Here is a 22,553-nt window from a genome sequence, read left to right as displayed (position 1 = left end):
CCGTGATGGGCAGAACGATCTTCATCGACCCGGGGCGTTGCATCGGCTGCCAGGCCTGTCTCTCCGCCTGCCGCGAGTGCGACTCGCACCGCGGCACATCGATGATCCACCTCGACTACACCGACGAGGGTCACTCCGTCGCCTCCCTCCCCACCGTCTGCATGCACTGCGAGGACCCGGTCGCCCCGTGCGCCGAGGTCTGTCCCGCCGACGCGATCCTGGTGACCGCGGACGGCGTGGTGCAGCAGGCCGACACCACCCGCTGCATCGGCTGCTCCAACTGCGTCAACGCCTGCCCCTTCGGCGTACCGAAGATCGACCTCCAGGCGAAGCTGCAGATGAAGTGCAACCTCTGCTACGACCGCACCGCCTACGGTCTCGCACCGATGTGCGCCACCGTCTGCCCGACCGGAGCTCTCTTCTACGGAACCGTCGAGGAGCTCCAGGCGGAGCGCCCCGGCGTCCAGGTCGCCGACACCTTCGTCTTCGGCGAGACCGAGGTCCGCACCGGTGTGGCCATGGTCGTCCCCGCCGAACGGGTCCAGTGGCCGGTACCCGGCGGGCTTCCCGTCGTGGAGATCAACGGGAAGGACGTCCGCCGATGAGCGTCACCGATCAGCAGCCGGGTGGAGAACACCCTGCCGGGGGAGACCCGCGCGAGGCCCTCCAGGACCGGATCGCCGCCGACTCCCTCACCACCCGACGCGACTACCTCCGGATCGTCACCACCGTCTCCGGCGGTCTCGCCGTCGGCGGCATCGGGGTGGCCGCGGGCATGCTCCACCGCCACGGGGACGGCGAGGAGGGCAAGGCCCCCGAGGCGAAGCGCATCGCCGGGCGACTCCTGCCCGGCGAGTCGACCACCTTCCGCTACCCGGGCGAGGAGGACCGGGCCGTCGCCGTCCGCCTCGACGACGGCACCCTCGTCGGCTACTCCGCCGTCTGCACCCACCTCGCCTGCGCCGTGCTCTGGCGCAAGGACCGGGGGAGCGAGGGCGAGCTGTACTGCCCGTGCCACGAAGGAGTCTTCGACGCCCGGTCCGGAGAGGTCACGGCGGGGCCGCCACCACGCGGGCTGCCGAAGGTCGTGGTCATCGAGCAGGACGACGGCAGCATCTGGGCCGTGGGGACCACCCGCTCCGGCGAGAGCATCGAGGGAGGCCTCTGCCGCCAGCTCGGCGGCGACCGCCCCGACCTCGCCTCCCGCATCGGCTGCCCCGACATCGGCGGCGGAGCCGAATCCCCGCCCCGGGCCGCCGGCGCGCGCGAGCCCTCCGCCACCGCCGAGAACCCGGGCAGGCGGGCATGAGCGACGCCCCGCACCCCGAACAGCCGCTGCCGCCCCCCGGCAGCCACTACCCCACGTACCACCCCGGCAGCGCCGATCCCGAACTGAACCGGCCCGTCCACGAGCGGTATCCGCAGATCCGCCCCACCAGCGGATACGGGGACCCCCGCGTCCGGCACACCGGCCCCGGGCCCGGAGCGGGCACCGACCAGGACCCCGAGCGCTCCTCGAAGCTGACCGCCCGGCTCACCCTGGCCATGACCGTCGTCATCGGCCAGCTCTGGGGACTCACGGTCCTGATCGACGAGTGGATGGAGGGCAACACCGGCACGGCCTGGTGGGGGGCCGGCTTCCTCTGCCTGTCGTTCCTCGTCGTTCTCGGGCTGTGGCTGATCGACCCGAAGGACCGCTGACACCCACCGCCCGGCTCCACGGCGGCTCACACCTCGGGGTGAGCCGCCGTACCCTGGAGACATGAGCGCCGCCCCCGCCCCCAGCCCGCGCGATGCGAAGCAGCAGCAGCCACAGGAGCAGCCGCACAGGGAACCGAAGCCCAAGCCGGTTCTGGACTTCGACGATCCGCTGGACCGGCAGTCCGCGGACGATACGGACCAGGGGTGGGGCGAGCGGCCTCTCTCCGGCGGCAGCGCCGCCGACCTCGCGCGCTTCCTGGACGAGAAGCCGCCCCACCACATCTGAGCGAGGGCCCGGAGGACTACCGGTCCTCGCGCGGACCCGCGCCTGCCCCGCCCGCCCCGCCCAGCTCTTCGCCCGAGCCCGGCCTGGCGGAGTCGCCCGAGTGCGGCCCGGGGGAGTCGCCCGAGTGCGGCGCGGGGGAGCCTGGCGCGCCACCGGTGCGCTGGGCCACGAGGGCGTCGCGGATCTCCTTCAGCACCTCCAGCTCGCTCACCTCCATCGTCTCCTGCACGCCTTCCTTGGCGGCCTGCATGGCCGCCCGCCTGGCCAGGTACTTGGCCATCGGCAGCACCATCAGGAAGTACACGACGGCGGCGGTGATCAGGAAGCTGAGGGCAGCGCTGAGCACCGAGCCCCACAGGATCTCGATCCCGTCCATCTCTCCGGTCTTCGGGTCCGTGGTGCAGGGGCCCTGGAGGCAGGAGCTGTAGCTGTCCAGGTCCTGAGTCCCGAACGCACCGACCAGGGGGTTGATCACGCCCTTGACGACAGCGTTCACGATGTTGGTGAACGCGGCGCCGATGACGACAGCCACCGCGAGGTCGATCACATTGCCGCGCGTCAGGAAGACCTTGAAGCCCTCCAGCAGACTGACCTTCTTCTCGCTCACGGGTGAGCCTTCCTTCGCATGGGCGGTGAGGGGAGCAAACTGCTCCGCCACCCAAGGCGGGAGAAGGCAGCACTGTCCAACCCGTTGGGCCTCCCGGGTGACGTGAGAGGACGTCAGTTCGCATCGGCCACCGCCACCGCCAGGGCCAGCCGACCCGAAACGCCCGCGCCCAGCAGCGCCGTGGCCGTCGACCGCTCCACGGCCAACACCACCAGCGCCCCGGCCTCCGACCCGGCGCCGGAAACGTCCGCCGTGAGACCGCCGGATGCTGCGGCCGCGTGCGGCACCTTCGCCACGCGCACCCCTCGCGCCACCACGCGCGCTTCGTCGCCGGTATCTTCGACCGCGATCACATCGACCCGGTCCCCGGGGCGCAGCAGCCGTACGGTCTCCGGGTCCGCGATCCTGACCGGCGCGGAGACCAGCCGCACGGACGACCTGCCGGCCCCCGGCGGAGCCTCCGGCGGGCGGGCCTCTCCGTCGGCACCGCTCAGACCGGTGGTGGCCAGCGCGGCACCCGCCAGCGCGAGCCCCGCAGCCGCCGCCCGCCGCTGTCGGCGCAGCATCCGGCGCAGCCGGTCCGCGCCACCGCCCCGCACGCGCACGGGCCCGAACGGCCCCACCCCGCACGGCGCGGGCACCGGCGCCGGAGGCGGACTCGGGCACCGGGACGGCGCCGGAGACGGCGAAGGGGACCGAGACGGGAAAGGAGGCATGGACGTGGGAGCCGGAGCCGGAGCGGATACGGATACGGATGTGAGCGTGGACGGGGGCGTGAACAGGGACGGGGACAGGGACGGGTATGGGGACGGGGACATGGCACCACCTCGATTCGGGCGGACGATGGCAAGGGAAAGGGAACGCGAAAGGGAACGCGAAAGGGGAGTTCGGACCGGTTGATCCGGCCGAACTCCCCTCACTTTCCCCCGCCCACGCAGATCCCGCTGAGGCCTGTGGACAGTCCTCGCCCTGGGGATAACTCCGTCACCCGTTTCGGCGCGGTCCGCCCTGCCCGAGCGGCGGCGATGCCCGCTACGGCAGAGCGATCCCCGTGTCGATCCCGTCCAGGGCGTGGGCGCATGTGCAGTTGCGGTTCTCGCTCCTCGGCAGTCCGGCCACCGCGTCGAACAGCACCGAGCGCAGCCGGTCCACATTGGCCGCGAACACCTGGAGCACCTCCTCGTGCGAGACGCCCTCGCCCGCCTCGGCCCCCGCGTCCAGGTCGGTCACCAGGGTCATCGTCGTGTAGCAGAGGCCCAGCTCACGGGCGAGGACCGCTTCGGGGTGTCCGGTCATGCCCACGACCGACCAGCCCATCGCCGCGTGCCAGCGCGATTCCGCACGGGTCGAGAAGCGGGGCCCCTCGACGACCACCAGGGTGCCGCCGTCCACCGGCTCCCAGTCGCGTCCGCGGGCCGCGGTGAGTGCGGCCCTGCGCCCCTCGGGGCAGTACGGGTCGGCGAAGCCCAGGTGGACGACGTTCGGCACGGTTCCGTCGGACCGGGTCTCACCGTCGTAAAAGGTCTGCACGCGGGCCTTGGTGCGGTCCACCAGCTGGTCGGGGACGAGCAGGGTGCCCGGCCCGTACTCCGGCCGCAGCCCGCCCACCGCGCACGGGCCGAGCACCTGCCGGACCCCGACGGAGCGCAGCGCCCAGAGGTTGGCCCGGTAGTTGATGCGGTGCGGCGGCAGGTGGTGGCCGCGTCCGTGGCGGGGCAGGAAGGCCACCCGCCGGCCGCCGAGCTCGCCGAGGAAGACCGAGTCGCTCGGCTTCCCGTAAGGGGTGTCCACGGAGACCTCGGTGACGTCCTCCAGGAAGGAGTAGAAGCCCGAGCCGCCGATGACACCGATCTCCGCGGAGCTCCCGGTGCCCGCCGTACCCGTACCGGAGCTCGTTTCGTCAAGTGGGTTCGCCATGCGGTCACCGTATCCGGAGGAGCGATTCCCGGGACCAACGCCCGGACCCCGCCGAGTGGCCTCGGCGGGGTCCGGTGCACAGCAGATGGGGCGTACGCGGGCTCAGGCGGCCGACGTACCGCTCGACGAGGCCGGCGCGGAGGCCGACGACGAGGAGGAGCCGGACGAAGAGGACGACGACGCTGTCGCGCTCGCCTTCGTGTCCGAACCCGACGACGAGGACGACGCGGAGTCGGACGACTTCGAGGCCGCCGTCGCCGGCGTGCTGCTCGACGAGGAGCCGCGGCTGTCGTTCCGGTAGAAACCGGAACCCTTGAAGACGATGCCGACCGCGGAGAACACCTTCTTGAGGCGTCCGTCGCAGCTCGGGCACACGGTCAGGGCATCATCGGTGAACTTCTGCACCGCCTCAAGGCCCTCGCCGCACTCGGTGCACTGGTACTGATAGGTCGGCACTTGCTCCTCCTGGCACTCTCACTCAATGAGTGCTAACGACGGTCCATACTGACGTATTCCGTTGAATCAGTCCACCGTGACCGGCTCGCGGTGACCGATCGCACGTGCGACGGGGCGCCCCGAGGACCTCGGAGTCAGCCGCGAACGCAGGGCCAGCAGGGTCATCAGCGCCAGCACGGTTGCGGCCAGAGGCACCAGGAAACCGGTGCTCGCGCCATGGGCGTCGGCGAGTTGCCCCGCCACGGTCACGGCCGCGGCCTGTCCGAGCGCCACGGCGCCCGTCAGCCAGGTGAAGGCCTCGGTGCGGGCGGTGGCGGGCACCAGCGCATCGACCAGGGTGTAGCCGCTGATCAGCGCCGGAGCGATGCAGAGGCCGACCAGCAGGCCGAGCCCGGCCAGCAGCGGCACCGAGTGCACGGCCCACAGGCCGGACGCGGTGAGGGTCAGCGCCACGTACCCGACGATCAGCCGTCGGCGCGGGCTGCTCTTCCAGGCGATGGCGCCGCAGGCGATGCCGGCCAGCATGTTGCCCGCCGCGAAGACCCCGTAGAGGACACCGTTCACCCCGGGGTGGCCGATCTCCTCGGAGAACGCGGTCAGTGAGACCTGCATCCCGCCGAAGACCGCGCCGATGCCCAGGAAGGCGACGGCCAGGACGCGCACACCCGGCACGGAGAGCGCCGAGGCGTGCGGCTCGGCCGCGGTGGCCGCGTTGCGAGGGGCGGGCTGGGTGGCACGCTGCGCGGCGAAGAACAGGCCGCCGACCAGGGTCAGAGCGGCTTCCGTGAGCAGACCGGCCGCAGGGTGCACGCCGGTGCAGAGCGCGGTGGCGATCACCGGGCCGAGTACGAACGTGAACTCGTCCGTCACCGACTCGAACGCGGCCGCGGTGGACATCAGCGGAGAGGCGGGCCGGTCGGGGGTCGCCCCCAGCATCGCCGCCCAGCGGGCCCGCACCATGGGGCCGACCTGTGGGATGGAGGCGCCGGTCGGCACGGCGGCGACGAACAGCGCCCACAGGGGTGCGTCCGCCAGCGCCAGTACGGTCAGGGCGCTCACGGAGACGGCGTGGAGGAGCACTCCGGGCAGCAGGACGGCGCGCTGCCCGAAGCGGTCGGCGAGCTTGCCGCTCTGCGGGGCGAACAGCGCCATGGAGACGCCGGAGACCGCCGCGACGGCGCCGGCGCTGCCGTACGAGCCGGTGGTGTGCTGCACGAGGAGGACGATGCCGATGGTGAGCATCGCGAAGGGCTGCCGTGCGGCGAAGCCCGGGAGGAGGAAGGTCCACGCACCGGGGGTGCGCAGGAGTTGCCCGTATCCGGGGCGGTCGGAGACCGTGGTCGCCACGGTCCTTGCCTTTCTGCCGCCTGGTGGCCCTGCTTCCCGGCGCCCTTGTGGGGCGGGCCGGACGGAAGCGGCCGAGAGCTGTCCTCTTCGCGCGGAACTGCGGTAGATGCCGGGCGACTCGCTGCAATCGGCGAAGAAACGCCGGGCGAAGAGACACCACGACCGCCATACGGTCGCGCCAGCTCTGCTTCAGACAGAGTTGGTCGATCAGGTTTGCCCTTAATCGTACAGGCAGGAAGTCTTGTGCGCCTGTGATTGCGTACAGGGCTTCCGTATCAGCCTGTGATCTGCGACGCGTGCGCCGCCGATTCCCTGAGTCGTCGCCTCAGGGGCCTCAGGGGCCTCAGAAGAACTCCAGGGAGCAGCGTCAGGGACTGGTCCTCGTGCCGTTGCCGCTGCTCCCGTTCACGCTGCCGCTGCTGCCGTTCACGCTTCCACTTCCACTGCCACTGCCGTTGGCGCCGGCGCCGCCGAGCTTCTTGGCCAGCTTCATCGCCTGGGGTATGGCTGAACCGCCATGGGGCCCCGCCATGCCGGGCGCGCCGGCAGCGGGGGTTCTGCCGGTGCCCAGCCAGCCGGCCAGTTTGCCGCCCTCGCCGACCGCCCGCAGCCGTTCCTCCGCCCTGTCCCGCACCGGATCGGTGGCCACCACCAGCAGCTCGTCGCCGCGCCGCAGCACCGTCGCCGGGGACGGCACGAAGCTCTTGCCCTCACGGACCACCAGCGTGACCGCGGCGCCCGCCGGGAGCCGGAGCTCGCCGACCTCGACGCCGTGCATCTTGGACTTCGTGGGGATGGCGACCGACAGCAGGTGTCCGCGCAGCCGCTCCAGCGGGGCCGACTCGATGCCCAGGTCGGCGGCCTCGGCCGGATCGTCGGCGATGTTCAACTTGTTCGCGACCCAGGGCAGCGTCGGGCCCTGGATGAGGGTGTAGACGATGACCAGGACGAAAACGATGTTGAAGATTCTCGTACTGCCCTCCACCCCGGACACCATCGGAATGGTCGCCAGGACGATGGGCACCGCCCCGCGCAGCCCGGCCCAGGACATCAGGACCTTCTCGCGGGCCGGCAGCCGGAACGGCGCGAGGCTCAGGAAGACCGACAACGGCCGCGCCACCATGGTCAGCACCAGGCCCACGACGATGGCGGGCCAGAAGTCGTCGACCAGGTCGTGCGGGGTGACGAGCAGGCCGAGCAGCACGAACATGCCGATCTGGGCCAGCCAGCCGAGCCCGTCCGCGAAGCCCCGGGTGGCGGGCCAGTGCGGCAGCTTGGAGTTGCCGAGGATCATCGCGGCCAGGTAGACGGCGAGGAACCCGCTGCCGTGGGCCATGGCGCCCGCCGCGTACGCGGAGACGGCGATGGCCATCACGGCGATCGGGTAGAGGCCGGAGGCGGGCAGCGCCACGTGCCGCAGCCCCAGGGACCCCAGCCAGCCCACCGCGATGCCGATCGCGGCGCCGATGGCCAGCTCCATGGCGATCTCCGCGACCAGGATGTACCAGTGCTCGACCGGGCCGACCGCGGAGAACGCGACGACCAGGATGACGACGGGAGCGTCGTTGAAGCCCGACTCGGCCTCCAGGACCCCGTTGATCCGGGGCGGCAGGGGCACCTTGCGCAGTACGGAGAAGACGGCGGCCGCGTCGGTCGAGGAGACGACCGCGCCGATGATGAGGGCCTGGCGCCAGTCCAGGCCGACCAGGTAGTGCGCGGCGGCGGCGGTGATGCCCACGCTGATGCCGACGCCGACGGTCGAGATCACCGCGGCCGCGGGCAGCACGGGTCTGACTTCTTTCCACTTCGCCCCGAGTCCGCCCTCGGCCAGGATGACGACCAGTGCGGCGTAGCCGAAGACCTGCGTCAGCTCGGCGTTGTCGAACTTGACGTCGAAGATGCCGTCCTGCCCCAGGGCGATCCCGATGCCGAGATACAGGAGCAGGCTGGGGAGCCCGCTGCGCGAGGAGACCCGTACCGCCACCACGGCGACGAGCAGGACGAGCGAGCAGACGAGCAGGAGTTCGTTGAGCGCGTGGACAGTCAGGGTCCGTTCCTTCCCTGCGTGCGCCTGCCGGATCGTCCTCCGGCAGCCAGTTACTTCGTTACCTTACCTAATCTTTAACGATTCCTTGACGGGTTCGAGTGTTCGTACGAGGAAGACGCAAATGGATGCATCCCTATACCGCGTCCGAGTGGCTTCTCCGCTGCGCCTATGGTTGCTCCTGCACTCCCAGGACCACCCTGCCCCTCGAAGGACAGCGATGCCCGCCAACACAACCGCCTCTTCCGGCCCTTCCGACGCGAAGAAGCCCGGCAGGAAGAAGGGGCGACGCGCCCGCCTGCTCGTGCTCGTCCTGGTGCTGGCGCTCGTCGCGGGTGTCGGATACGGGGCGTACTGGTCCGTGTCCACCGTGCGGGCCTCGTACCCGCAGACCACCGGGTCCACGACTCTCGACGGCCTTTCCGGGGACGTCGAGGTCAAACGTGACTCCTACGGAATCCCGCAGATCTACGCGGACTCCGACGCCGACCTCTTCCGAGCCCAGGGCTTCGTCCAGGCCCAGGACCGCTTCTGGGAGATGGACGTCCGGCGGCACATGACGTCCGGCCGGCTCTCCGAGATGTTCGGTTCCGGACAGGTGGAGACCGATTCCTTCCTGCGCACGCTCGGCTGGCGGAAGGTGGCGCAGAAGGAGTACGACGAGGTCCTGGACGAGAGCACCAAGAAGAACCTCCAGGCGTACGCGGAGGGCGTCAACGCGTATCTGAAGGGCAAGGAAGGCCGGGACATCTCGGTCGAGTACGCGGCTCTGGGGCTGACCAACGACTACAAGCCCGGCGAGTGGACCCCGGTCGACTCGGTGGCCTGGCTGAAGGCGATGGCGTGGGACCTGCGCGGCAACATGCAGGACGAGATCGACCGTTCGCTGCTGACCAGCCGCCTCGACAAGGACCAGATCGAGGACCTGTACCCCGGCTACCCGTACAAGCGGAACAAGCCGATCGTCGAGAACGGCACGGTCTCCTCCGCCACCGGGAAGTTCGACCCCGAGGCGAACCCGTCGGACAGCATCGGTTCGTCGACCGCCGAGGGCGCCACCGAGGGCCTCACCACCCAGATGGCCGCCCTCTCGGACACCCTCGACGAGATCCCGGTGCTGCTCGGCCCGAACGGCAACGGCATCGGCTCGAACTCCTGGGTCGTCTCCGGCGAGCACACGACGTCTTCCAAGGCGCTGCTCGCGAACGACCCGCACCTCGCGCCGATGCTGCCCTCCCTCTGGTACCAGATGGGCCTGCACTGCCGGGAACTCTCCAAGACCTGCCAGTACGACACGGCCGGCTACACCTTCTCCGGCATGCCCGGTGTGATCATCGGTCACAACCAGGACATCGCCTGGGGCCTCACCAATCTGGGCGCCGACGTCACCGACCTCTTCCTGGAGAAGGTCTCCGACGACGGCTACCTGTACGACGGCGAGACCAAGTCCTTCAAGACCCGCGAGGAGACCATCAAGGTCGCCGGCGGCAGGGACCGGAAGATCACCGTCCGGGAGACGAACAACGGGCCCCTGGTCTCCGACCGCAGCAAGGAGCTGGACAAGGTCGGCCAGAAAGCCCCCGTCAGTAACGCGGCCCCGGACCGGGCCGACGGCTACGCGGTGGCGCTGAAGTGGACCGCGCTGGAGCCCGGGAAGTCCATGGACGCCGTCTTCGCGCTCAACCGGGCCAAGGACTTCACCACCTTCCGGAAGGCCGCCGAGAACTTCGAGGTCCCCTCGCAGAACCTCATCTACGCCGACACCGAGGGCAACATCGGCTACCAGGCCCCGGGCAGGATCCCGGTCCGCTCCGAGGGCTACGACGGCACGGCGCCCGCGCCGGGCTGGGACCCGAAGTACGGGTGGGAGGGGTACATCCCCTTCGAGGAGCTGCCGTACGAGTACAACCCGGACCGCGGCTTCATCGTCACCGCCAACCAGGCCGTCATCGACGAGAAGAAGTACCCCCACCTCCTGACCAAGGACTGGGGCTACGGCGCCCGCAGTCAGCGGATCAACGACCTCCTGACCCAGAAGATCAAGGGCGGCGAGAAGGTCTCGACCGATGACATGCAGAAGATGCAGATGGACAACTTCAGCGAGATCGCCGCGCTGCTGGTGCCCGAGCTGAAGAAGATCAACATCTCCGACCCGAGCGTCCGCGAGGCCCAGAAGCTGCTGGAGGGCTGGGACTACACCCAGGAGCCCGACTCGGCCGCCGCCGCGTACTTCAACGGCGTCTGGCGCAACATCCTGAAACTCGCCTTCGGCAACAAGCTGCCCAAGGAGATGCGGGTCGAGGGCGACTGCCTCAACGTGCCGCCGGCCAAGAACAGCGGCCCGGCCGACCAGCAGAAGAAGCTCGTCCGCGAGTGCGGCCAGCGCGACGGCGACACCGCGCAGCCGGACGGCGGCGACCGCTGGTTCCAGGTGGTCCGCGACATCGTGGACGACCAGGACAACGAGTGGTGGAAGGCCCCCGCCCGGGGCCGCGAGGACGCTTTGGAGAGCCGGGACGACCTGTTCGCCCGGGCGATGGAGGACGCCCGCTGGGAGCTGACCTCCAAGCTCGGCAAGAACATCTCCACCTGGAGCTGGGGCCGCCTGCACCGGCTGACGCTGAAGAACCAGACCCTCGGCACCGAAGGACCCGGCCTGCTCCAGCGGGCGCTCAACCGAGGCCCCTGGAACCTCGGCGGCGGCGAGGCGGCGGTCAACGCCACCGGCTGGAACGCGGCGAGCGGCTACGAGGTCGTCTGGGTGCCGTCGATGCGGATGGTCGTCAACGTGGGGGACTGGGACAAGTCCCGCTGGATCAACCTCAGCGGGGCCTCCGGCCACGCGTTCAGCGCGCACTACACCGATCAGACCGACAAGTGGGTCGACGGCGAACTGCTCGACTGGTCCTTCGGGGCGGACGCGGTCGACGCGTCCACCGTCGACACGCTGACGCTGAAACCGTAGGTCTATCGAGGGTTCATGAAGCGCCGCGCTCCGGCCGGCGTGACCACCGCGTCCACGGGGTGGTCGTGCGGTTCCGAGGGGACCCGCGCGACCACCTCGTCGTCGTACAGGAGCACGACGAGCGAAGGGTGCGCCCCGGCTGCCGTCAGCCGGGCCAGCACCCGGTCGTAGCTGCCGCCGCCCCGTCCCAGCCGCATCCCGGCCCCGTCCACCGCCAGGCCGGGCAGCAGCACCGTCTCGGCTTCCAGGACGGCGGCCGGGCCCAGGCGCGGGCCGTCCGGCTCCAGGAGCCCCCGCCCGGCCGGGAGCAGGTGCTCCGGGCCCTCGTAGGCCGCCCAGTCCAGGTCGTTGTCGGCCAGGAGGACCGGCAGCAGCACTCGGACGCCACGCCCGCGCAGCGCTTCCAGGAGGGCGCGGGTGCCCGGTTCACGCCCCACGGAGACGTACGCGGCGACCGTACGGGCGTCGGCCAGTTCGGGCACGCCCAGGGCCGCCTCGGCAAGAACCGCGGCCGTCCGGGCGGCGTCCTCCTTCGTCAGGAGGGCCCGCGCGGCAAGCAGTTCGCGCCGCAGGGAGCTCTTCGCGGACGGCTTTCCGGACTTGTCGGTGTTCAATGGTGACTCGCACGATTCTCGTATGGGCATATTTAGGGACGAAGTTAACCGGAATATCAGCTTCCGGCCGTGTGCAGCCGTTAAGGTCTGCACATGACTCAGTCGCACCCCAGGATCAGCAAGGCCGTCATCCCGGCAGCAGGTCTCGGCACCCGGTTCCTGCCCGCCACGAAGGCCACTCCCAAAGAGATGCTGCCTGTCGTCGACAAGCCGGCCATTCAGTATGTCGTCGAAGAGGCCGTGGCAGCGGGCCTCTCCGACGTGCTGATGATCACCGGCCGCAACAAGCGTCCCCTCGAGGACCACTTCGACCGCAACTACGAGCTGGAATCCGCGCTCACCCGCAAGGGCGACGCCGAACGCCTCGCGAAGGTCCAGGAGTCCAGCGACCTCGCCACCATGCACTACGTGCGACAGGGCGACCCCCGCGGCCTCGGGCACGCCGTGCTCTGCGCCGCCCCGCACGTGGGCGACCAGCCCTTCGCGGTGCTCCTCGGCGACGACCTGATCGACCCGCGCGACGCGCTGCTGGCCCGGATGGTCGAGGTCCAGGAGCGTGAGGGCGGCAGCGTCATCGCGCTGATGGAGGTCGAGCCCTCACAGGTCCACCTCTACGGCTGTGCCGCCGCGGACGCCACCGTCGACGGCGACGTGGTCCGCGTCACCGACCTGGTCGAGAAGCCGGACCCGGCCGACGCCCCCAGCAACCTCGCCATCATCGGCCGGTACGTCCTGGACCCCGCGGTCTTCGACATACTGCGACACACCGAGCCGGGCCGCGGCGGCGAGATCCAGCTCACCGACGCGCTCCAGCTGCTCGCCGCGGACGAGAAGATCGGCGGCCCCGTGCACGGCGTCGTCTTCAAGGGCCGCCGCTATGACACCGGCGACCGCAGCGACTATCTGCGCGCCATTGTCAGACTGGCGTGCGAACGTGAAGACCTGGGGCCGGACTTCCGGACCTGGCTGCGCAAGTACGTCGCTGAGGAGATGTAACCCCGTGAGCAGCACGATCTGGTCGGTGGACGAGCACCTGGACGACATCCTCGCGACGGTGAGGCCGCTGGAGCCCATCGAGTTGCAGCTGCCGGACGCGCAGGGCTGCGTCCTCGTCAAGGACGTCGTCGTGGAGGTGGCCCTGCCGCCGTTCGACAACAGCTCCATGGACGGTTACGCGGTCCGGATCGCCGATGTCGAGGGTGCCAGCGAGGAGTTCCCCGCGGTCCTCACCGTCATCGGCGACGTCGCCGCGGGCAGTGCGGGGCTCGCCGACGACCAGGTCGTGGGACCGGGACAGGCCGCCCGCATCATGACGGGCGCGCCGCTGCCCGCCGGCGCGGAGGCCGTGGTCCCGGTGGAGTGGACCGACGGCGGTACGGGTGAGGGCCCGGCCGCCGCCATGCGCGCCCACAGCGACGCGCCCGAGGGTGCCACCGGCGAGGTCAGGGTGCACCGGCCCGTCGTGGCCGGCGCCCATGTGCGCGAGCGCGGCTGCGACGTCGAGCCGGGCGATCTGGCCCTGGCAGCCGGGTCGGTCGTCGGCCCCCCGCAGATCGGGCTGCTCGCGGCGATCGGCTGCGCCACCGTGGTCGTACGGCCCCGCCCCCGCGTGGTCGTCCTGTCCACCGGCAGCGAACTGGTCCAGCCCGGCGAGCAGCTGACCGGCGGCCAGATCTACGACTCCAACAGCTTCGCGCTGACGGCCGCCGCCCGGGACGCCGGAGCCATCGCCTACCGGGTCGGCGCGGTGACCGACGACGCCGAGACACTGCGCGCCACGATCGAGGACCAGCTGATCCGCGCGGACATCGTCGTCACCACGGGCGGCGTCAGCGTCGGCGCGTACGACGTGGTCAAGGAGGCGCTGTCCTCCGTCGGGGACGAGGACGAGCCGGGCGGCGGGGTCGAGTTCCGCAAGCTCGCCATGCAGCCTGGCAAGCCGCAGGGTTTCGGCTCGATCGGCCCGGACCACACCCCGCTGCTGGCCCTGCCGGGCAACCCGGTCTCCGCCTATGTCTCCTTCGAGTTGTTCGTCCGCCCCGCCATCCGCGCCCTGATGGGCCTCCCCGACGTGCACCGCCCGACGGCCCGCGCCCGGCTGAGCGCGGACAAGGCGCTCACGTCGCCGGCCGGCCGCCGCCAGTTCCTGCGCGGCCGTCACGACGCCGAGGCGGGGACGGTCACTCCGGTCGGCGGTTCCGGTTCGCATCTGATCGCCGCGCTCGCGCAGGCGGACGCGCTGATCGTGGTACCGGAGGACGTCACCTCGGTCGAGCCCGGCACGGAGACGGACGTGATCCTGCTCGGCTGACCGCCGCCCGGTGGCGGTACGGTATCTGCCGCCGTGCCTTCCGGGGGAACCCCCTCCGGTTCCCTGAGGCGTAACCGGCGCCCCTACCGCTAGGCGGAGTGAGTTGAGTACGCAGAACAGGCTGACGCACATCGACGAGGCGGGCGCGGCCCGCATGGTCGACGTGTCGGAGAAGGACGTGACCACCCGCGTCGCCCGCGCCGCCGGCCGGGTGCTCGTCTCGCCGCGCGTGATCGAGCTGCTGCGCGGCGAGGGAGTCCCCAAGGGTGACGCCCTCGCCACCGCCCGGATCGCCGGGATCATGGGGGCCAAGCGCACCCCGGACCTGATTCCGCTCTGCCATCCGCTGGCCGTTTCCGGCGTGAAGGTCGATCTGAGCGTGGCCGACGACGCGGTGGAGATCACGGCCACCGTGAAGACGACGGACCGCACGGGCGTCGAGATGGAGGCCCTCACCGCGGTCTCCGTGGCGGCCCTCACGGTGATCGACATGATCAAGGCAGTCGACAAGAGCGCGGTCATCACCGACGTACGGGTCGAGGCGAAGTCGGGCGGCAAGTCCGGCGACTACCGGCGCACCGCGGCGCAGGGACCGGACGCGTGATGCCGTCCGGGACGGGAGCCTCCGGCCACGAACAGCGGGCGGCCGGGACGGGGGCCTCCGGTCACGAACAGCGGACGCTCGAACAGGGTGCCTCCGGCCACGAGCAGCGGACGATCGCGCAGGGTGTCCCCGGCCACGAGCGGCGGACGGCCGAGCCCGTCGGCGTCGAGCTGCCCTCCCCGCTCACCGCTCTCGTCGTCACCGCCTCCAACCGGGCATCCGCCGGGGTGTACGCGGACCGGGGCGGCCCGCTGATCGCCGAAGCGCTGACGAGCCTCGGCTTCACGGTCGACGGCCCGCAGGTCGTCCCCGACGGCGATCCGGTCGAGGCGGCCCTGCGCGCGGGCGTCGCCGCCGGGTACGACGTGATCATCACCACCGGCGGTACGGGCATCTCGCCCACCGACGCCACGCCCGAGGCCACCCGTCGCGTCCTCGACCACGAGATCCCCGGCATCCCGGAGGCGATCCGGGCCGAGGGCCTGGCCAAGGTCCCGACCGCCGCCCTCTCCCGGGGCCTCGCGGGCGTCGCCTACCGCACCCTGATCGTCAACCTCCCCGGGTCCACCGGCGGGGTGAAGGACGGGCTCGCGGTCCTCGGCCGGCTCCTGGTGCACGCAGTCGACCAGCTCCGCGGCGGCGACCATCCCCGACCGGGGAGCCCGAGCTGAACATCGCGACCTGGCCGGTGACGCTGACCGACGGCGAGATCGTCCTGCGCCCGATAAGGATGCGCGACCAGCGGATGTGGCGCGAGGTCAACCGGCGCAACCGTGACTGGCTGCGCCCCTGGGAGGCGACGGTCCCGCCGCCCGCCCCCGGCGGTCCGATGGCGCAGCGCCCTACGTACCGGCAGATGGTCCGCCACCTGCGCGCCGAGGCCAACGCCGGGCGGATGCTGCCGTTCGCCATCGAGTACGAGGGCCGGCTGGTCGGCCAGCTCACGGTCGCGGGGATCACCTGGGGCTCGATGTGCTCCGGTCACATCGGTTACTGGGTCGACCGGAGCGTCGCCGGGCGCGGGGTCATGCCGACGGCCGTGGCCCTCGCCGTGGACCACTGCTTCCGCGCCGTGGGCCTGCACCGCATCGAGGTCTGCATTCGCCCGGAGAACGGTCCCAGCCGCCGGGTGGTGGAGAAACTCGGATTCCGTTCGGAGGGCGTGCGCCCGCGCTATCTCCACATCGACGGCGCCTGGCGTGACCATCTGATCTTCGCCCTCACCGCCGAGGAAGTGCCCGAGGGGATGCTCCGGCGCTGGCGCCGGTCGCGCCCGGTGACGCCGAGCGGCCCGGACCGACCGCCGGGCGGCCCGGACCGACCCGCAGAATGAAATAGGTGTTCGAATATGATCGCCCGATGACCGCATTGGCTCGGGCTATCGGCGGCTGTTGATCCGAACAATCACAAAAAAAGTCCGGGATATCGGCCGGATCGTGCGACACACCGGGCCAATTGGCGGATCCTTCCGCGCAAACCCCTCTACGGTGTGAGCGTGAGCAGCAGCGGCCTCATCTACGCAGTCATCGTCGGGGCCTGGGCCGCCTACTTGGTACCGATGTGGCTCCGCAGGCAGGACGAGCTCAACGAAGCCCGTCCGACGGAACGCTTCAGCACCGCCATCCGGCTGCTGTCCGGGCGGGCGGCGATGGAGCGCCGGTATGCCAAGGAGCTGCGGGAGCGCACCGCCGAGGAGGCGACGCCCGACGTCGACCCGGACCGGGAAACGGATCGTATGGAATCCGTGGACGTCCGGGCCTTTGCCGCGCCTCCGGCGCACACGGAAGCCAGGCTGACCGACCCGGCGCACGCTCCCGAGCGCGCCCCGGACCACCAGGCCTCCGACCGCCCGGCGCACGACCGGCGGGCGGCGCATCAGCCATCGGGCCGTCAGGCGCACGAGCGCCGGTCCGATGAGCGCCCCACGGACCGCGTGCCCCTCGCCCGGCGACGCCCCCGCTCCGGCGCGGCCGACGCCGAGCGGGCCCGGCGCGCCCAGCGCTCCCAGGTCCTGGCCCGGCGCAGGCGGACCACCGTCGTCCTCTTCCTGGCCTTCACCCTCGGGGCCGTCGTCGCGGCGGTCGGCGGCCTCGGCTTCCTGTGGGCGCCCGCCGTGCCCGCCGTGCTGCTGAGCACGTACATCGTGCATCTGCGTGCCCAGGAGCGCCGACGGTTCGCCTTCACCATGGACCGCCGCCGGGCCGAGGTCGCGGCACAGCGGCTGCGCGAGAACCGCCCCCGCAGGCACCAGCCCACGGCGCCCGCCCCCGCCGAGCCCGACGACGACTCCGAGGCCCACCACCGGGAGCCCGAGCCGAAGCCGAAGCCGACGGTCTCCCCCCAGGAGGCCGGCCGCCGCGCCCTGGTCGAGCAGACGGATCACGCGGAGTGGGTGGACCAGCAGCGCGAGCGCGGTCGCGTCCAGGGCGACAGCTGGGAGCCCGTTCCCGTACCGCTGCCCACCTACGTCACCGCGCCCGTCGCCCCCCGGGCCACGGGCGGCGTGGAGGTCAACGACCCGGAGACCTGGAGCGCGGCCCGCTCCAGCACCGTCGAGCCCTCCCAGACGGGCACGTCGCACCCGACGGCCCCCGCGGTCGACCCGGCCCCGCGGCAGCGCACGAACCCGTCCCGCCGCAACCGCGACCGGGGCCGGACGCCGCTCTTCGACCAGTACGACGACGAGGACCGGCCGCGTGCGGCCAACGAGTGAGCCGGCGGGTGGAGCTCGGAAATCCCGACACCGCTGACCAGCGCAGGAACGGATTTCCAAGCACCCCTGTGGGGGTGCTAGAGTTTCACACGTCGCAAGGGCCTGTGGCGCAGTCTGGTAGCGCACCTCGTTCGCATCGAGGGGGTCTGGGGTTCAAATCCCCACAGGTCCACAGCGCAGCAAGTCGTTGACGGTTCAATCCGTAGGCGGCTGATGAATGCCCGTCCGGTCATCATGACCGGGCGGGCATTCATTGTTTCCCAGTAGATCAGTTGGTCGGGCGAACAGGCATCAGCTGTGCTCCGGCACCACTGGATGCGAGTTGGGCCCGGACGTCCCCAGTGCCCGGCGGTGGGGAGGGGAAGCGGGGTCTCGCGCGGAATCCGGGCCGCAGGCAACTGCCTATTAGGATGCGGTCGGGGCACCGCGTAAGGGCAGGTGCGATCGTCTGGTGACGAGGCCACAATGACAGGCGGCAGGAGCTCCGTCCCTCTCGCTGAACTGCCCTTTTCCTGTGTTTCTGTGTTCATCTTGCCGACGTCGACCCTCTTGGAGGTCCCCCGGTGACGCCAGCCGAGCGGCCTTCCGCTCCGAAGCCGGGTCCTCCGCCGCGCCGAGAGCGCTGGTTCCAGCCGCGCCGTTCCGGGTTCCGGTGGGAGCAGGAGGGACTGGAACATGTACGCGAGCTGATGCCGCAGGTCGAGCCCCACCGGGCGTGGGCCACGTTTCAGTTCACCGGCGCCTCGGGTCGGGTCAACGAGTGTGACCTGCTGATCGCCGTGCCGGGAGGTCTGTATCTGCTGGAGCTGAAGGGCCACCCAGGAAGGGTGGTGAACCACGGTGACACCTGGCAGTTCCACGACGAGCGGGTACGCACGCTCAGAAACCCGCTGCATCTCACCGATCTCAAGGCCAAGGAGCTGAAGGAACAGCTCACTCGCGCGGCGCGTGCGCTGAACGAGGACCCGCGGCACGTTCCGTTCATCAAGCCGGCGGTCTTCCTGCACGCCCCGGATCTGGTGAGCGAGCTCGATGAGTTCCAACGCGCAGCCGTGTACGGGCGCAACGACGGCTGCAGCGGGCTCCCAGGAATCTGGGACGGCCTGCTGAGCTTGCCGCCCGAGCGTGAGAGCTGGCGGGTCACCCAGCGGACCGGTCTTCTGCTCGAACGGTTGATGAAGCACATCGGCGTCAGCCATTCCATGGCTCACCTGCGCTACGGCGACGGCTGGCGTCTTGAGCCGCGAGCCCTGGACGCGGGCCCCGGCTGGGAGGACCGGCTCGCCACCCGCGATGACGAGCTGGTCAAGGAGAGCGGACGGGTCAGGATCTACCTCGCCGGCCAGGCAGCGTCGACGCAGCAGCGCGACGCGGTGGACAGGGCGGCCCGTCGCGAGTACCAGGTACTGCAGGGGATCAACCACCGCGGCATCGTGCAGGCCGTGCAGATCCGTGAACACGCGGGTGGACCGGCGATTCTGTTCCGTCACCGCGCCTCGGATCTGCGCCTCGACGCCTACCTCGATGCGTACGGCAGCCGGCTGTCGCCCAAGGATCGGCTGGATATGGTGCGTCAGCTCGCGGAGGCGGTGCGGTACGCGCACAACCGGTCCTTGTATCACCGTGCCCTCTCTGCCCGTTCGGTGTACGTATCGGCCGAGGAGGACGGCAGCGATCCGGTCATCAGGGTGGCTGACTGGCAGACGGCGGCGCGTGATTTCAGGACGACGTTGCACCGTTCTCTCGGTGACAGTCCGCTGGACTCCGGGTTGATCGCGGATGTCGCGCAGGTCTACCTCGCCCCCGAGTCAGGCCAGGAGTTCGCCGACCCGGTGGATCTCGACGTGTTCGGGCTGGGCAGTCTGGCGTATCTGCTGCTGACCGGGCGTCCTCCTGCCGAGCGGCGCAGCGCTCTGGTGGACCGGTTGGCAGGAGAGGGCGGACTGCACCCTTACGCGGTCGCTGACGGAGTGTCCACCGCCCTCGATGATCTGGTCTACCAGGCGACCGCGGCCGACGTCCGCCACCGGCCGGTTTCGGCAGAGGAGTTCCTGCGCCTTCTGGACGAGGCCGAGATCGATGCGGCGACGCCGGACCCGGTCGGTGCACCGGTCGCGGATCCGCTGACAGTGCAGCCCGGGCAGCCGTTGGACGAGAGCTGGACGGTTACGAGGGTTCTCGGTACCGGAGCCACGGCTCGTGCGCTGCTCGTGCGCCGGGCCGGTGACGGTCCCGAGGCCCAAGCAGACTACCCGCGGGTCTTCAAGGTCGCCCTCGACCACGAGAAGGACGCCCGCCTCTACGCGGAGGCTGCCGCGCTCAAGGAGGTCGGCGGCGGACAGATCGTCAAGCTGCTCGCGGATCCCCGGGAGCTCGGCGGACGCACGGTGCTGGAGATCGAGTACGCGGGAGGCTTCCGCCCTTCCTCCGACCGCGAGCCGGTCAGCCTCGGTTCGCGGCTGCGCGGTGAAGGCCGGCTGGGCTACGACCAACTGGAGCGTTTCGGCAACGACCTCTTCGCGGCCTTGGACGCCCTCGCCGCCCGGGGGGTGCGCCACCGTGACATCAAGCCGGACAACCTGGGGCTCTTCCGGCGCAGCGACGGCTCCTGGCAGCTGATGCTGTTCGACTTCTCCCTTGCCGATGTGCCGGACCGGGATGTCCAGGCGGGTACCCGCGGCTATCTCGACCCGTTCCTGGGCGGGAGCCGCCGCGCGCGCTACGACGATCACGCCGAGTGGTATGCCGCCGCGGTCACGTTGCACGAGATGGCTTCCGGGGAACGCCCGGTGTGGGGCGACGGTTCCATCGACCCGCTGACTGTTCCGAAAGCGAAGCTGTACGTCGCTGGAGAGCTGTTCGACCAAGCGCTTAGTGAGGGGCTGACCGACTTCTTCGAGCGGGCGCTGCACCGTGACTCCGAGCAGCGTTACGACACCCTGCGCGATATGCAGGAGGCATGGCGCCGACTGTTCCGTACGGCCGATTCGGCACGTCCGGCGACCACGCCTGCCACGGTCGGGATGACAACCGAGGACATTGAGGATGCCCGTGAACAGGCTGCGGCGGTCGCCGACCTGCGAACGCCGCTGGAGGCGGCGGGACTGTCGCCGCGTGCCGTTTCTGTGGCTGCTTCACTCGGCGCCTCGACGGTCGGGGCACTGCTCGATGTCCCTCCGCACACGATTTCCCGGGCGCGCGGTGCCGGGAACGCCATCCGCAAGGAGCTCAACCGCCGCCACCGTCAGTGGTCGCATGATCTGCGGGAGCGACCCGAGCCGCGTAAACCGCCGACGATCGCGCTGGATGCTCCCGAGGACGCGCTGGAATCGGTGGAGACACTTGCCGCGCGGCTCATGCCCCCGGAGGGGCAGGGACGCCGTACGAAGCCGCGCCCCGATGTCGTACGCGCCACCCTTCAGCTTCCGGGCGGCGCCGACTTGGGTGACTGGCCGGCCCAGACCGCCATCGCCAAGGCGCTCGGAATCAGCCAGAACACGGTCTCCACACACCAGATCGCCGCGGTCGAGCGGTGGGCGGACCTGCCGTGGATGGACCGGATCCGGGACGAACTGGTAGCGATACTCGCCGAGCAGGGCCGAGTGATGACCGCTGCGGAGCTGGCGGACGAGTTGCGTGTCCGCCATGGAGCGGGTGATGGTGAAGCGGCTGACACACCGGCCCGGGCGCTGGCCGTGGTCCGTGCTGCGGTGGACACGGAGGCCCGGAAGCGGGACGAGGACTCCGGGTCCGTGGCCCCGGCGCGGCTGGCCATGCTGCGGCGGGACGGCCGCGTGCTGCTGGCGCTGGAGGACCAGCCGGGCGCGGACGAGCCGACACCGGCCGAACTCGCCGACTACGCGGCAGCGCTGGGAGTCGTGGCAGCCGGTATCGCTGACCGGGACCCGTTGCCCGGCAGGGTGACGGTGCTGAGGGAGCTCCGTGCGGTCGGCGCCCCCGATGGCATGATCCCGCTGGCCGACACCCGGCTGGTGGACCTGGCCGCCGCCATGGCACGTGGTGTCGGGGTCTCTCCGCGACTCGAGCTCTACGCACGGGATCTCGGTCTGGTCCAGGCGCTGCGGATCTCTCAGGCTGCCGCAGGAGTGCGGGCCGACGTAGGGATCGGCACCGACGACCTGCTGGCCCGGGTGCGTGCCCGCTTCCCCGCGCTGACGGCGCTCGCCGACACCACGTACGTGGAGCTGGAGGAGGCCCTGGGCAAAGCCGGATTCCCGCTCGTGCATGATCAGCAGCGCAAGCGGTTTCTGCCGCGCGCCAGGGAAACCGTCACCTGGCACACCGAGCACACGGTGTCCGCCTTGGCCAGTACCCGGACCCTGATCGAGGATGCGCAGAGCGAGCTGGCGCTCGGTCGCGATCCGCGCCGGGTCCGGGCGGCCCGTCTTCAGTCGGCTCGCCGACTGGGCGGTTTCGTCGCCCTCACGGTCAAGGGGCCGGAACTTCCCGGCGTGGCGGATCGGTTGGCGGAGCGTTTCGACGTGACGCCGCTTGCTCTGGATGACCTCCTCCTGACGACGCTCCGGGAGCTGGCCCAGGAACAGCGGGTGCCCTGGGAGGCACTGCTGAAAGCTGACGCGGTGTATGCCGCCTCCGGGAGTATCGGTGCCGGCCTCGCTTCCTACGCACGCTTGGCGATGGAGCGCGTCGTGTCCCGTGTCGCGGAGCTGGCGGCGGCTTCCGATCCGCGTACGGTGCTGCTCGTTCACCGGGCAGGGTTGGTGGCCCGTTACTGGGAGGCGGGGGGGCGGGAGCTGCTGGTCGCCTTGCAGAATGCCGCCGGGCGCCCGGCCGTGGCCCCGCATGGGCTGTGGCTGCTCGTGCCGATGGAAGACCCTGAGGCCTCGCCGGCCCTGGACGGCCGTACGGTGGATGTGGTGGACCGGGCTACCGGGTGGGTGGTGCTCGATGGTCTGTTCCTGAAGGAGTTGAAGTCCGGGACCTGGGAGGCGACGGGGTAATACGCC

The 22,553-nt window shown here is 70.8% G+C and carries 19 protein-coding genes and 1 tRNA gene; 13 read left to right on the top strand and 7 right to left on the bottom strand.

Annotation, left to right across the window (positions count from 1 at the left end; translation table 11 throughout):
* The first annotated feature begins 2 nt into the window (after positions 1–2).
* The 4 genes from D581_RS0131580 to D581_RS0131565 all read left to right on the top strand — a co-directional run bounded on the left by D581_RS0131580 (position 3) and on the right by D581_RS0131565 (position 1,987).
* A complete protein-coding gene (locus D581_RS0131580; RefSeq protein WP_026291086.1) occupies positions 3–605 on the top strand; it encodes a 4Fe-4S dicluster domain-containing protein in 603 nt (200 codons plus the stop codon).
* Entirely contained in the window at positions 602–1,309 is a 708-nt protein-coding gene (locus D581_RS0131575) for a Rieske (2Fe-2S) protein (RefSeq protein WP_018961120.1), read from the top strand. Before D581_RS0131580 ends, D581_RS0131575 begins: the two co-directional genes overlap by 4 nt.
* Entirely contained in the window at positions 1,306–1,701 is a 396-nt protein-coding gene (locus tag D581_RS0131570; protein WP_018961119.1) for a hypothetical protein, read from the top strand. The genes D581_RS0131575 and D581_RS0131570 overlap by 4 nt, the downstream gene beginning before the upstream one ends.
* Positions 1,702–1,762: 61 nt before the next feature.
* Positions 1,763–1,987: a hypothetical protein gene (locus tag D581_RS0131565; protein ID WP_018961118.1), complete on the top strand. Its 225-nt coding sequence runs from the start codon at positions 1,763–1,765 to the stop codon at positions 1,985–1,987.
* 16 nt (positions 1,988–2,003) lie between these two features.
* Here the strand turns inward: D581_RS0131565 and D581_RS0131560 are convergent, their stop codons facing one another.
* From D581_RS0131560 to D581_RS0131535, 6 genes are all read right to left on the bottom strand, one after another.
* On the bottom strand, positions 2,004–2,594 hold the full coding sequence (locus D581_RS0131560) for a large conductance mechanosensitive channel protein MscL (protein WP_018961117.1): 591 nt from the start codon (positions 2,592–2,594) through the stop codon (positions 2,004–2,006).
* Positions 2,595–2,707: 113 nt separating this feature from the next.
* Positions 2,708–3,193: an RcpC/CpaB family pilus assembly protein gene (locus D581_RS0131555; protein WP_026291085.1), complete on the bottom strand. Its 486-nt coding sequence runs from the start codon at positions 3,191–3,193 to the stop codon at positions 2,708–2,710.
* A 433-nt stretch (positions 3,194–3,626) separates the two neighbouring features.
* Positions 3,627–4,511, bottom strand: a complete 885-nt coding sequence (locus tag D581_RS0131550; RefSeq protein WP_018961115.1) for an S-methyl-5'-thioadenosine phosphorylase — start codon at positions 4,509–4,511, stop codon at positions 3,627–3,629.
* Between the two features lie 102 nt (positions 4,512–4,613).
* Positions 4,614–4,967, bottom strand: a complete 354-nt coding sequence (locus D581_RS1000000140270) for an FmdB family zinc ribbon protein (RefSeq protein WP_026291084.1) — start codon at positions 4,965–4,967, stop codon at positions 4,614–4,616.
* A gap of 66 nt (positions 4,968–5,033) precedes the next feature.
* On the bottom strand, positions 5,034–6,314 hold the full coding sequence (locus tag D581_RS0131540; protein ID WP_018961113.1) for an MFS transporter: 1,281 nt from the start codon (positions 6,312–6,314) through the stop codon (positions 5,034–5,036).
* 367 nt (positions 6,315–6,681) lie between these two features.
* Complete coding sequence (locus D581_RS0131535; RefSeq protein WP_026291083.1) at positions 6,682–8,301, bottom strand: potassium/proton antiporter; 1,620 nt, start codon at positions 8,299–8,301, stop codon at positions 6,682–6,684.
* Positions 8,302–8,578: 277 nt separating this feature from the next.
* On the opposite strand from D581_RS0131535, the gene D581_RS0131530 reads away from it, so the two are divergent.
* Complete coding sequence (locus D581_RS0131530; protein WP_018961111.1) at positions 8,579–11,323, top strand: penicillin acylase family protein; 2,745 nt, start codon at positions 8,579–8,581, stop codon at positions 11,321–11,323.
* A gap of 2 nt (positions 11,324–11,325) precedes the next feature.
* Here D581_RS0131530 and D581_RS0131525 read toward each other — a convergent pair whose 3' ends face one another.
* Complete coding sequence (locus tag D581_RS0131525) at positions 11,326–11,937, bottom strand: 5-formyltetrahydrofolate cyclo-ligase (protein ID WP_018961110.1); 612 nt, start codon at positions 11,935–11,937, stop codon at positions 11,326–11,328.
* A 93-nt stretch (positions 11,938–12,030) separates the two neighbouring features.
* On the opposite strand from D581_RS0131525, the gene galU reads away from it, so the two are divergent.
* The 8 genes from galU to pglW all read left to right on the top strand — a co-directional run bounded on the left by galU (position 12,031) and on the right by pglW (position 22,547).
* Positions 12,031–12,933, top strand: coding sequence for a UTP--glucose-1-phosphate uridylyltransferase GalU (gene galU / locus D581_RS0131520; protein WP_018961109.1), 903 nt, complete (start codon positions 12,031–12,033; stop codon positions 12,931–12,933).
* 4 nt (positions 12,934–12,937) lie between these two features.
* Positions 12,938–14,248 carry a molybdotransferase-like divisome protein Glp gene (gene glp, locus D581_RS0131515; RefSeq protein ID WP_018961108.1) on the top strand — a complete coding sequence of 437 codons (1,311 nt, stop codon included), beginning with the start codon at positions 12,938–12,940 and terminating at the stop codon, positions 14,246–14,248.
* A gap of 103 nt (positions 14,249–14,351) precedes the next feature.
* A complete protein-coding gene (moaC, locus tag D581_RS0131510; protein ID WP_018961107.1) occupies positions 14,352–14,852 on the top strand; it encodes a cyclic pyranopterin monophosphate synthase MoaC in 501 nt (166 codons plus the stop codon).
* Positions 14,853–15,022: 170 nt separating this feature from the next.
* Complete coding sequence (locus tag D581_RS0131505; RefSeq protein ID WP_026291082.1) at positions 15,023–15,523, top strand: MogA/MoaB family molybdenum cofactor biosynthesis protein; 501 nt, start codon at positions 15,023–15,025, stop codon at positions 15,521–15,523.
* 17 nt (positions 15,524–15,540) lie between these two features.
* A complete protein-coding gene (locus D581_RS0131500; protein ID WP_018961105.1) occupies positions 15,541–16,185 on the top strand; it encodes a GNAT family N-acetyltransferase in 645 nt (214 codons plus the stop codon).
* Positions 16,186–16,347: 162 nt separating this feature from the next.
* Positions 16,348–17,565, top strand: a complete 1,218-nt coding sequence (locus tag D581_RS0131495; protein WP_018961104.1) for a gephyrin-like molybdotransferase receptor GlpR — start codon at positions 16,348–16,350, stop codon at positions 17,563–17,565.
* 98 nt (positions 17,566–17,663) lie between these two features.
* Positions 17,664–17,737: transfer RNA gene (locus D581_RS0131490), tRNA-Ala, on the top strand.
* Positions 17,738–18,128: 391 nt separating this feature from the next.
* Positions 18,129–22,547 carry a BREX system serine/threonine kinase PglW gene (gene pglW / locus D581_RS0131485; RefSeq protein ID WP_032753374.1) on the top strand — a complete coding sequence of 1,473 codons (4,419 nt, stop codon included), beginning with the start codon at positions 18,129–18,131 and terminating at the stop codon, positions 22,545–22,547.
* Positions 22,548–22,553: the final 6 nt, after the last annotated feature.

This window comes from Streptomyces sp. CNB091, from assembly GCF_000377965.1.
Note: the sequence above shows the minus strand (reverse complement) of the source record. Positions and strands in the feature narration are given on the sequence as shown.

Coding starts and splice junctions, on each gene's coding strand:
- D581_RS0131575 (WP_018961120.1), top strand. CDS start 602: ATGAGCGTCACCGATCAGCAGCCGGGTGGAGAACACCCTGCCGGGGGA.
- D581_RS0131570 (WP_018961119.1), top strand. CDS start 1,306: ATGAGCGACGCCCCGCACCCCGAACAGCCGCTGCCGCCCCCCGGCAGC.
- D581_RS0131565 (WP_018961118.1), top strand. CDS start 1,763: ATGAGCGCCGCCCCCGCCCCCAGCCCGCGCGATGCGAAGCAGCAGCAG.
- D581_RS0131550 (WP_018961115.1), bottom strand. CDS start 4,511: ATGGCGAACCCACTTGACGAAACGAGCTCCGGTACGGGTACGGCGGGC.
- D581_RS0131530 (WP_018961111.1), top strand. CDS start 8,579: ATGCCCGCCAACACAACCGCCTCTTCCGGCCCTTCCGACGCGAAGAAG.
- galU (WP_018961109.1), top strand. CDS start 12,031: ATGACTCAGTCGCACCCCAGGATCAGCAAGGCCGTCATCCCGGCAGCA.